This window comes from Staphylococcus sp. HMSC036D05, from assembly GCF_001836225.1.
In the GTDB taxonomy this organism is placed as follows: domain Bacteria; phylum Bacillota; class Bacilli; order Staphylococcales; family Staphylococcaceae; genus Staphylococcus; species Staphylococcus caprae.
Genome location: NZ_KV827771.1, coordinates 1 through 9,955 on the forward strand (window position 1 = coordinate 1; position 9,955 = coordinate 9,955).

14 protein-coding genes and 1 pseudogene are annotated in these 9,955 nt (G+C 30.0%); 9 read left to right on the forward strand and 6 right to left on the reverse strand.

What is annotated here, in order from left to right; translation table 11 throughout:
* Positions 1 to 208: 208 nt before the first annotated feature.
* Both HMPREF2580_RS00040 and hxlA read right to left on the reverse strand, forming a co-directional pair.
* Entirely contained in the window at positions 209 to 727 is a 519-nt protein-coding gene (locus HMPREF2580_RS00040) for a type 1 glutamine amidotransferase domain-containing protein (protein ID WP_002441943.1), read from the reverse strand.
* An 88-nt stretch (positions 728 to 815) separates the two neighbouring features.
* Positions 816 to 1,451 (reverse strand): 3-hexulose-6-phosphate synthase, encoded by a 636-nt coding sequence (gene hxlA, locus HMPREF2580_RS00045; protein WP_002441945.1) that lies wholly within the window; start codon positions 1,449 to 1,451, stop codon positions 816 to 818.
* A gap of 102 nt (positions 1,452 to 1,553) precedes the next feature.
* Here hxlA and HMPREF2580_RS00050 point away from each other — a divergent pair, with 102 nt between their 5' ends.
* The 4 genes from HMPREF2580_RS00050 to HMPREF2580_RS00060 all read left to right on the forward strand — a co-directional run bounded on the left by HMPREF2580_RS00050 (position 1,554) and on the right by HMPREF2580_RS00060 (position 4,093).
* Positions 1,554 to 1,892, forward strand: a complete 339-nt coding sequence (locus HMPREF2580_RS00050; protein WP_002436858.1) for a winged helix-turn-helix transcriptional regulator — start codon at positions 1,554 to 1,556, stop codon at positions 1,890 to 1,892.
* A 218-nt stretch (positions 1,893 to 2,110) separates the two neighbouring features.
* Positions 2,111 to 3,607: an L-lactate dehydrogenase (quinone) gene (lqo, locus tag HMPREF2580_RS00055; protein WP_002441949.1), complete on the forward strand. Its 1,497-nt coding sequence runs from the start codon at positions 2,111 to 2,113 to the stop codon at positions 3,605 to 3,607.
* 9 nt (positions 3,608 to 3,616) lie between these two features.
* Positions 3,617 to 3,727, forward strand: coding sequence for an SE2200 family small protein (locus HMPREF2580_RS12390; protein ID WP_080550853.1), 111 nt, complete (start codon positions 3,617 to 3,619; stop codon positions 3,725 to 3,727).
* A 231-nt stretch (positions 3,728 to 3,958) separates the two neighbouring features.
* On the forward strand, positions 3,959 to 4,093 hold the full coding sequence (locus HMPREF2580_RS00060; RefSeq protein ID WP_002436888.1) for a beta-class phenol-soluble modulin: 135 nt from the start codon (positions 3,959 to 3,961) through the stop codon (positions 4,091 to 4,093).
* A gap of 268 nt (positions 4,094 to 4,361) precedes the next feature.
* On the opposite strand, the gene HMPREF2580_RS00065 is transcribed toward HMPREF2580_RS00060, so the two are convergent.
* Entirely contained in the window at positions 4,362 to 5,048 is a 687-nt protein-coding gene (locus HMPREF2580_RS00065; RefSeq protein WP_002441952.1) for a YiiX/YebB-like N1pC/P60 family cysteine hydrolase, read from the reverse strand.
* A 122-nt stretch (positions 5,049 to 5,170) separates the two neighbouring features.
* Here HMPREF2580_RS00065 and HMPREF2580_RS00070 point away from each other — a divergent pair, with 122 nt between their 5' ends.
* Positions 5,171 to 5,533: a hypothetical protein gene (locus HMPREF2580_RS00070; protein WP_002441953.1), complete on the forward strand. Its 363-nt coding sequence runs from the start codon at positions 5,171 to 5,173 to the stop codon at positions 5,531 to 5,533.
* A gap of 58 nt (positions 5,534 to 5,591) precedes the next feature.
* Here HMPREF2580_RS00070 and HMPREF2580_RS00075 read toward each other — a convergent pair whose 3' ends face one another.
* Positions 5,592 to 6,266 (reverse strand): IS6 family transposase, encoded by a 675-nt coding sequence (locus HMPREF2580_RS00075; protein WP_012818128.1) that lies wholly within the window; start codon positions 6,264 to 6,266, stop codon positions 5,592 to 5,594.
* A gap of 57 nt (positions 6,267 to 6,323) precedes the next feature.
* On the opposite strand from HMPREF2580_RS00075, the pseudogene HMPREF2580_RS00080 reads away from it, so the two are divergent.
* The 4 genes and pseudogenes from HMPREF2580_RS00080 to HMPREF2580_RS12125 form a co-directional block, all read left to right on the forward strand.
* Positions 6,324 to 6,521: pseudogene (locus HMPREF2580_RS00080) on the forward strand (protein rep); the annotation flags it as partial.
* 734 nt (positions 6,522 to 7,255) lie between these two features.
* Positions 7,256 to 7,873 carry a CadD family cadmium resistance transporter gene (locus HMPREF2580_RS00085; RefSeq protein WP_002441958.1) on the forward strand — a complete coding sequence of 206 codons (618 nt, stop codon included), beginning with the start codon at positions 7,256 to 7,258 and terminating at the stop codon, positions 7,871 to 7,873.
* An 18-nt stretch (positions 7,874 to 7,891) separates the two neighbouring features.
* Positions 7,892 to 8,239: an ArsR/SmtB family transcription factor gene (locus HMPREF2580_RS00090; protein ID WP_002441960.1), complete on the forward strand. Its 348-nt coding sequence runs from the start codon at positions 7,892 to 7,894 to the stop codon at positions 8,237 to 8,239.
* A 168-nt stretch (positions 8,240 to 8,407) separates the two neighbouring features.
* Complete coding sequence (locus tag HMPREF2580_RS12125) at positions 8,408 to 8,509, forward strand: type I toxin-antitoxin system Fst family toxin (RefSeq protein ID WP_000228874.1); 102 nt, start codon at positions 8,408 to 8,410, stop codon at positions 8,507 to 8,509.
* Between the two features lie 139 nt (positions 8,510 to 8,648).
* On the opposite strand, the gene HMPREF2580_RS12130 is transcribed toward HMPREF2580_RS12125, so the two are convergent.
* Positions 8,649 to 8,792: a hypothetical protein gene (locus HMPREF2580_RS12130; RefSeq protein ID WP_107362890.1), complete on the reverse strand. Its 144-nt coding sequence runs from the start codon at positions 8,790 to 8,792 to the stop codon at positions 8,649 to 8,651.
* 24 nt (positions 8,793 to 8,816) lie between these two features.
* Complete coding sequence (locus HMPREF2580_RS00095) at positions 8,817 to 9,872, reverse strand: methyltransferase domain-containing protein (protein WP_070829979.1); 1,056 nt, start codon at positions 9,870 to 9,872, stop codon at positions 8,817 to 8,819.
* Positions 9,873 to 9,955: the final 83 nt, after the last annotated feature.

Genomic DNA, 9,955 nt, shown 5'->3' on the forward strand with positions numbered 1-9,955 from the left:
TGCATATATGCATATAATCTTCGTTAAATGTATTATAACATCATAGTGTATAGGAATGCAAAATATGTAATACGACGTTATGAATTATTTGATGTATATATCTTAATAAAATTGGAGCTTCAAAATTAATAATAAAAAACTATCGACAAATTTTAGATCTTTGTCGATAGTCTAATCTATCAAATAATTATTTATAATGGATCTTAATTTATGCTTCTAATTGTTTAATAATCTCTCTATTGAAATCATCTAAGTCATCTGGTACACGACTTGTTACAATATTGTTGTCTACTACAACTGATTTATCAACAACATGTGCTCCTGCATTAGATAAATCTTTACGTACATTGATAACACCAGTTATTGTACGTCCATTTAAATCATCAGTATCAACTAATAATAGTGGGCCATGACAAATCGCAAATGTTGGTACATCATTTTGAGTGAAATACTTAGTAAATGTACCATAACGACCTTCTTCATCACCACGTAAATGGTCAGGGGAAAATCCACCAGGAATTAATAATGCGTCATAATTTTCTGGTTTAGCATCTGCGATACTAACATCTACAGTTACTTTTTCACCATGTTTACCAACAACTTCATGATTAGCTGTATCACCAATAATCTCAGTCTCAAATCCAGCATTTTCTAATGCCTCTTTTGGACTAGTTAATTCTATATCTTCAAATTCATCTGCTAAAATGATTGCTACTTTTTTAGTCATATTACAACATTACCTTTCAATTATAATTTTTAAATCTAGATATTATATACACTAAGAAGGAGGGAGTTTAAACATATATTAAAAATAGTTAAGCATTTCCATCAATTATATCACGACATTGTTTAGCAGCAGCTTTTGGATCGTCAGCGTTTGCGATGCCACCACCAACAATAATTAAATCTGGTTGTTCAACTGCCACTGATTTAATTGTATCGGGTTTGATACCGCCTGCTACGGCTACTTTTGAATTTGAAATAACTGATTTAACAGTACGTAAACTTTCTAAAGGTGATACACCTTTAGCTTGTAAATCATAACCCGTATGTACTGCAATATAATCAGCACCCATTTTATCTAATTCAGCTGCACGTTGTTCTAAATTTTGAACTGCGATCATATCAACTAATAATTCTTTGCCATTGTTGTGCGCTTCTTCGATAGCACTTTTAATTGAAGCATCTTCAGAAACACCCAGAATTGTTACGATATCAGCACCGAATTTTACAGCTTGACTTACTTCATAACTAGCAGCATCCATAATTTTCAGGTCTGCTAATACTTGTGTGTTAGTGACTGATTTACTCATATGTTCAACAGCAGATAGTCCTTCATTTATAACGATTGGTGTTCCAATTTCTACGATATCAATGAATTCCTCTACTTCTTGAGCTAATTTTGCTGCTTCTTTTTGGTCTAATAAATCGATTGCTAATTGTAATTTCATTAAAATTTCTCCTCTCTATCTTTTATAATGCTATTATGGTATTAGTTGTTTAGAATAACAATACTGACATTTTTGTCACTATATAAAAATGGAGGATTCGTTTTGTTAATTGAATATAATAATAAAGAATTTTATACATCGAAAGATTTAGCCCTGTCTGTCATTGGTGGAAGATGGAAAATTGCCATTGTTTACCATCTTTTGCAGAGTAATCGTTTAAGGTTAAGTGAATTACAAAATAAACTACCTGATATCAACCAGCGAATGTTAATAAGACAACTTAGAGAACTAGAACAAGACAAAATTCTCGAAAGGACGGTCTATCCAGTAGTCCCTCCTAAAGTAGATTATAGATTGACTGAAATAGGACTAAAGCTTGATAAAGTAGTATTTTCAATTTGTAATTGGGGAGATGATTTTCTAGATACAGTTAGAAAGTAATAATCATAGATAATGAGAGAACCTACAATTATCAGAAGTTTTCACCTAAAAAAGATATATTAAAGTTTTATAAATCTTTAACGCATCTTTTAGAGTTTTTTAGTTGCTTTTAAACCTATTCTTTTATGGAATAAGTCAGATTAAAAATGAGTATTTTTATTATAAGTTGAATTGTATTATACTACTACTTAGTCACAAAAAGGGAAGAGGAATTATTTATGAATACTAAAGAGTCAAAAACAGTTGTCATTATTGGTGCTGGGGTATTAAGTACTACTTTTGGTTCTATGCTTAAAGAAATAGAACCTAATTGGAATATTAAACTATATGAACGTTTAGATCGTCCAGGGATTGAAAGTTCTAATGAACGTCATAATGCCGGAACTGGCCATGCTGCTTTATGTGAACTGAACTATACAGTAAGAAAGCCTGATGGTTCAATTGATATTGAAAAAGCAAAAGAAATTAATGAGCAATTTGAAATTTCAAAACAATTTTGGAGCCACTTAGTTAAAAATAAAAGTATTTCTAACCCTAAAGAATTTATTCAGCCTTTACCTCATATTAGTTTTGTGAGAGGTAAAAATAATGTTCAATTTTTAAAAGATCGCTATTATGCGATGAAAGATTTTCCGATGTTTGACAATATTGAATATACGGAAGATATTGAGGAAATGAGAAAATGGATTCCTTTAATGATGAAAGGGCATAATTCGAGTGACATTATGGCCGCTAGTAAAATTAATGAAGGTACAGATGTTAATTTTGGTGAGCTTACTCGAAAAATGGCTAAAAATATTGAACAACATCCGAATGCTAATGTTCAATATAATCATGAAGTCATAGATTTTAATCATCGAAAAGATGGTAAATGGGAAGTTAAAGTACGTCAACGCAATAGTGGTGATGTGCAAACAGAACTTGCTGATTATGTATTTATTGGTGCTGGTGGTGGAGCCATTCCATTATTACAAAAAACAGGTATTCCAGAAAGCAAAAATTTGGGTGGTTTCCCAATTACAGGTCAATTCTTAATTTGTACTAACCCTGATACCATAGCCAAGCATGACGCTAAGGTATATGGTAAAGAGCCTAAAGGTACACCACCTATGACTGTACCTCACTTGGATACACGTTATATTGATGGTGAACGTACCTTATTATTTGGCCCATTTGCTAGTGTAGGCCCTAAATTCTTAAAAAATGGTTCGAATTTAGATTTATTTAAATCGATTAAGCCATATAATATTACAACACTTTTATCTTCTGCAGTTAAAAACCTTCCTTTAATTAAATATTCGTTTGATCAAATATTAATGACTAAAGAAGGGTGTATGAATCATTTACGTACGTTTTATCCAGAAGCACGTGATGAAGATTGGCAGTTATATACTGCTGGTAAACGTGTACAAGTCATCAAAGATACACCTGAACATGGAAAAGGTTATATTCAATTTGGAACGGAAGTAGTTAATTCTAAAGATCACTCAATTATTGCTTTACTAGGAGAATCACCTGGGGCTTCAACTTCAGTTTCTGTAGCTTTAGAAGTACTTGAAAAAAACTTCTCAGAATATGAATCAAAATGGACACCAAAAATCAAAAAAATGATACCATCTTATGGCCAATCATTAGTTAATGATATTGGATTAATGAGAACTATTCGAAAACAAACATCTAAAGATTTAGAATTAAATTATTATGAAAACAAATAGAGTAAAGGAATGACAAATTTGAAAAAATTATTTGTAGCAATAGCTATTTGTACTATTGGTTATAGTGTACTTAAACGTTATCAAAAACATGTAAATAAAATACCAAATATTGAATACTAAATTTATATATAATCTCCAAGAGCATGATATTAATAACATCTTTTTATATTAAAAAAATGGATGGACAAATCAAAAATACCAGATTCTATTTAATATAGAGTCCGGTATTTTTTGTCATTGTTAATGATGTGATATATTAAAATAGTGTAAATTAAGTTTACAAATCATTCTAGAAATGTTACAAACTTATATGGTTACATCATTTTAATTTGTATAAAGGAGTGTACATTTATGTCAGGTATTGTTGAATCATTACATAATGCAGTAAATTCAGGTTTACATGTCAAACAAGACTGGGTAGACATGGGCTTTGGCATTGCTAATACAATTGCTAAAATCGTTGACCAAGTACTTAAATTTGTTTAATAAATTAAAATTTAATTTTAAAACAGGGTATTACTTTAAAGTAGTACCCTGTTTTTTGTTTGTATAAAGAATACCATACGCATAGCGTATGGTTCAGAACAGGTTCTACCGTTGTCACAAAAAAATGCATCTCTTCTTGCTAGAATTAATATTGGTTAGCCAATCAAAATAATCAACACGAGGAGATGCTATCTAATGTCATCTGACACAAACAGTTTAGCACATACAAATTTGTAAGAGGCTTATTAGCATAGAAAGTTTAAAAATCTTAATAAGTTTTCACTCTTTTTAACTTATAAGAATTAGAAGAAAAATTAGGTAATGTATATGGTGAAACTATTGGTGTTGGTGAAGACATTGCTTTTCTACCTATTCCATATCTATATGCTTGATAAACAATTTTTGAACAATACGTAGGATTTCTTTTAGATAGATGAGTATTAATACCATATCTGTATTTTTTACCTACATAATGTTTTCTAGCCCATCTAGCTGCTTTAGAACCTGCTCCATGTTTTTTTGAACGATAAATTTTCATCCATTTACCTTTCTTAGCATATCTTTTCTTAAACCAAGATAAAGAATGTGTAGCTGGATGATGACCTTTACCATAAATATGTAATATTTTTTTGCTGCTAATTGCAATTGCAGCATGTCCAGTTAAACCCCAAGAACTGGTAGCATTAGAAATTAAAACATCTCCAGCTTTTAAATGAAATCTAGATCTAGTAGATACATCGCTTTTATTTTCTATTTGCTGTTTTGCTTGACTTGAATTTTGTAAGAATTGATTCCATTGCTCTTGAGTAACAGACTTATCTAAAGTTCCATCTTTTTGTAATTCCTGATAATTAGTAGTGTTATTTTCTTCGGCGTTTGCTGAGTTAAAGAAATTCATTGAAGTAAAAGCTAACGTAAATAATAAAGTGAAAACAAAAACAAATAACTTTTTCAAATAATCACTCCTTATAGAAATTTTTCAAATTTACATTTATAATATACAGTAATTAAATATTTAATAAAAGTTTTTCGAAATTAATTAACAAAAATTTAATAATATTAAAGGAGGAATTATTAATGAATAATTTAACGAAATATATAATTTGCTTAATTTCACTTATTCCAATTGAATTTGTTTGTTTGATTGTTGATTATAAGAAAGGAATATCACTTTTTTATATACTTCTAGTGGTTATATCTATAGGTATTGGCCTATTCATCAAAAATTATAAATCATATATTTTAGTATTAATTAGTAGATTAATTGGGACTATATTATCAGTAATATGTTCTCATTTATTTATAAACACTTATGCTTCAAGTGGATATTTTAAACCTTTCACAGCTTTTGGTTATGCTATTTTTTTAGGGATTATATCCCAAATCTTGATTTTAATAACAATAGGATTAATTTATGTATTTAAACCTAGAAGAAAATAGGTTCTGTTGCAAAGTAAAAAAATATAGCTAACCACTAATTTATCACGTCAGTGTTCGCTTAACTTGCTAGCATGATGCTAATTTCGTGGCATGGCGAAAATCCGTAGATCTGAAGAGACCTGCGGTTCTTTTTATATAGAGCGTAAATACATTCAATACCTTTTAAAGTATTCTTTGCCGTATTGATACTTTGATATCTTGTCTTTCTTACTTTAATATGACGGTGATCTTGCTCAATGAGGTTATTCAGATATTTCGATGTACAATGACAGTCAGATTTAAGTTTAAAAACTTTAATTACTTTAGCCATTGCTACCTTCGTTGAAGGTGCCTGATCTGTAACTACCTTTTTAGGTTTTCCAAATTGTTTAATGAGACGTTTGATAAACGCATATGCCGAATGATTATCTCGTTGCTTACGCAACCAAATATCTAATGTATGTCCCTCTGCATCAATGGCACGATATAAATAGCTCCATTTTCCTTTTATTTTGATGTACGTCTCATCAATACGCCATTTGTAATAAGCTTTTTTATGCTTTTTCTTCCAAATTTGATATAAAATTGGGGCATATTCTTGAACCCAACGGTAGACCGTTGAATGATGAACGTTAACACCACGTTCCCTTAATATTTCAGATATATCACGATAACTCAATGCATATCTTAAATAGTAGCCAACGGCTACAGTGATAACATCCTTGTTAAATTGTTTATATCTGAAATAGTTCATACAGAAGACTCCTTTTTGTTAAAATTATATTATAAATTCAACTTTGCAACAGAACCCCGAAAACGTATGTTGAGTTATGGTGGTTTGCTTAAACAAAAACATAAAATTTTAAATTTAGACGATGCCGAAGATGGTAATTTGATTAATACAAGTGACGAAGATAAAACAACAGACGAAGAAGAAAAAGCACATTCAATTACGGCAATTTGGAATTTTGAAAAACAAAATTATTACTTAAAAGATTTGAAACGTTAGCTTAAAAGCTAGCGTTTTTTTATGCTTTTTTGCCCCTGCGGGAACTATAGCGTTCAACTGGCATGGTTGACCAGTTTACATGCACAAAAATAATTTTGTGCGTAACTGGGCAGTGTCTAAAAAATTCAACACTGGTTTTGCTCAAATTTTAGTTGGTGTAATTAAAATATATTTATTTGGCTCACATTTGCGTTTTAAGAGCTTATATACGTTTTTAGGTATAAAACTATATGAATCCCCCCCTAAATCTTTAAAATGCCCCCTTAAAATTCAAAATAAAGGTATTTAAAATTTTAAATAGTTCTTGTGATAAAGTTTGCTAAAAAGGAGTGTTCATTTTGGTTATTTATATTTCATGTGCAATTTTAATGGTAATTGCTTTTGGTAGTCTTTTTAGGGAGTTAGGAAATCGTAATGAAAATAAAAGGCTAGATATACTTTCTAGCATATTGGTTTTGATTTCAGCAATTGCACTTTTGATTTATGGAATATTTATTAATTAGAACACGCATTTATGCCGAGAAAATTTATTGTGCGTTGAGAAGAACCCTTAACTAAACTTGGAGACGAATGTCGGCATAGCGTGAGCTATTAAGCCGACCATTCGACAAGTTTTGGGATTGTTAAGGGTTCCGAGGCTCAACGTCAATAAAGCAATTGGAATAAAGCATCTATGATTATTTGAAAACATAAGTTATAATACATTCAAAAATATTTTTGAATGAGGTGTAATTATGATTCAGACTATTGTAACTGCTGCTATTCTTTATATTGCGACAGCAGTAGATTTATTAGTGATTTTATTAATATTTTTTGCTAGAGCAAAGACTAGGAAAGAATATCGAGATATTTATATTGGTCAATATGTAGGATCTGTGGCATTGATTGTCGTAAGTTTATTCTTTGCCTTTGTCTTAAATTATGTTCCTGAAAAATGGATATTAGGATTATTAGGGTTAATACCGATTTATTTAGGAATTAAAGTAGCTATTTATGATGATTGTGAAGGAGAAAAGAGAGCTAAAAAAGAATTGAATGAAAAAGGATTGTCTAAATTAGTTGGTACGGTTGCAATTGTTACAATAGCAAGTTGTGGTGCTGATAATATTGGTTTATTTGTTCCGTATTTTGTGACATTAAGTGTTACTGATTTATTAATTACTTTGTTTGTCTTTTTAATTTTAATTTTCTTCTTGGTATTTACTGCACAAAAATTAGCTAATATTCCAGGAGTTGGAGAAATTGTTGAGAAATTTAGTCGTTGGATTATGGCTGTTATTTACATAGCTTTAGGTTTATTTATTATTATTGAAAATGACACTATTGGGACAATTTTAGGATTTATATTTTAATTTAGGGTGTGATTTTATATGAGCTATGAAAATGCTTGTGATGTGATCTGTGTACATGAGGATAAAGTTAACAATGCTTTAAGTTTTTTAGAAGATGATAAATCTAAGAAATTACTTAACATTTTAGAAAAAATTTGTGATGAGAAGAAATTGAAAATCATATTATCTTTGATTAAAGAAGATGAGTTGTGTGTTTGTGATATTTCTTTGATATTGAAAATAAGTGTTGCTTCAACTTCACATCATTTAAGACTTTTATATAAAAATGATGTACTTGATTTTTATAAAAAGGGAAAGATGGCATATTATTTTATTAAAGACGATGAAATAAAAGAATTTTTCTCTAAAAATCAGGAGGGTTTTTGAAACGAGTGAAACGAGTTTCTTCTTGTCTTGATACTATAAAAAAGCAAAGATATAACATAAAATGACTTATCGGAAGTTATCTATTATCCCTTATTCAGAGATGATATAATATACAGGTCGCCTATCTCTCAGGCGTCAATTTAGACGCAGAGAGGAGGTGCATATCAGATGGTCGAAGCTCTTGTTCACATCACGACCACAGTCATCAGTGGTTGTATTGTTGCGTTATTTACGCATTGGCTACGTACACGTAACAATAAGAAAAAATAGGCGATATTAGCCAACACCTAAAAATCCCCTCACTACTCGCAATAGTGAGGGGATTGGTGCATATAATGCACGAAGCTCTTGTTGTCTAAATTATAACACTGGTTAGTAGAGGAATGCAAAATTAGTATTTAATAGCGCATTAACAGCAGCCTTTATTATTATTTTGATCTTTATTTGTATTTTCTTTTTTGTTCTCTTCTTTTTCCTCAATTTCTACAGAGCAACAAGCTTGTTCTTTAGGTTTTAATTTAGAAATTGCTTTTTTAAATGCATTTTTTTCCATTATAACACCTCCTTTAATTATTAATTAACATCCACATAATGTGTCACAACATTCCCTTTTGTTAATTAGATTTTCGTTTTCATCTATAAATTCAAAAACTTCTTTATATGGTGCTTGCTTTAATATATTAAAGGTCTTTTCACATACAAATGTTCTTTCACCTCGTTCAAAAATATGGTCATCATCATCTTCAATATGTTTAAATGGACCTTTGTATATAACTGATTGTCCTTTATCAATACAAGGTCCTTCTTTACCTTTATGAGCTATAACAGTCATACTTCTAAAATCAATATCTTCAATAGTAGTCCATGTTTCTTCACGTTTATCAATTTCCACACCATAAAAACCTACATCTTCGAAAGACTCAACAAATGATTTTTCCTGAATAGCTCCTGAATAGCAACCACTCCACAAATTTTCATCTTGTCTCAATTTTTCTGGTACTTCTACATTAGAAACGATATCTGAAATAACTGCTTTACCTCCATTTTTCAAAACTCGGTAAATTTCTTTGAATAATGCTTCTTTTTCATCTGTTGAAACTAAATTTAAAACACAATTAGATATAACCACATCTATGCTATTATCTTTTATCATTGTCATTTCATTTTCTAAGTAATTAATATATTGATTGATAGATTGATAAGTATCTAAGTTACTAGCAGGGTGTTCTTGAATATATTTATCGAGTTCTTCTAAATTTAATTTTAAGTTTTGAATTTTTCCTTTATGAAAAATAATGTTGTCATAACCAATTCTTTCAATCATTTGATTTTGATATTTTTTAGCAAGGTTTAACATATCATCATTCATATCTACACCAATAACTTTGCCTGTTTCACCAACGATTTGAGAAACTATATAAGGAACTTTGCCACCGCCGGAACCTAAATCTAATACTGTGTCTCCTTCTTTGATTTTACCTAAAGGATCTCCGCAACCATAATCTTTCTCTATAATTTCATCTGGTATAAGCTTTAAATATTTTGTATCATATTCTACTGGGCAACATAAGTTTTCTTCGTGTTTTTTAGCTGCATTTCCATACCTATTGATTACTGAAGTTTCTTGATTCATTAATTTATCCTCCTTAAACTTAAACAATTATATTAATTATTAATCCTGTAGCAATAGCTACAACTAAAATTGCGATAACGAAT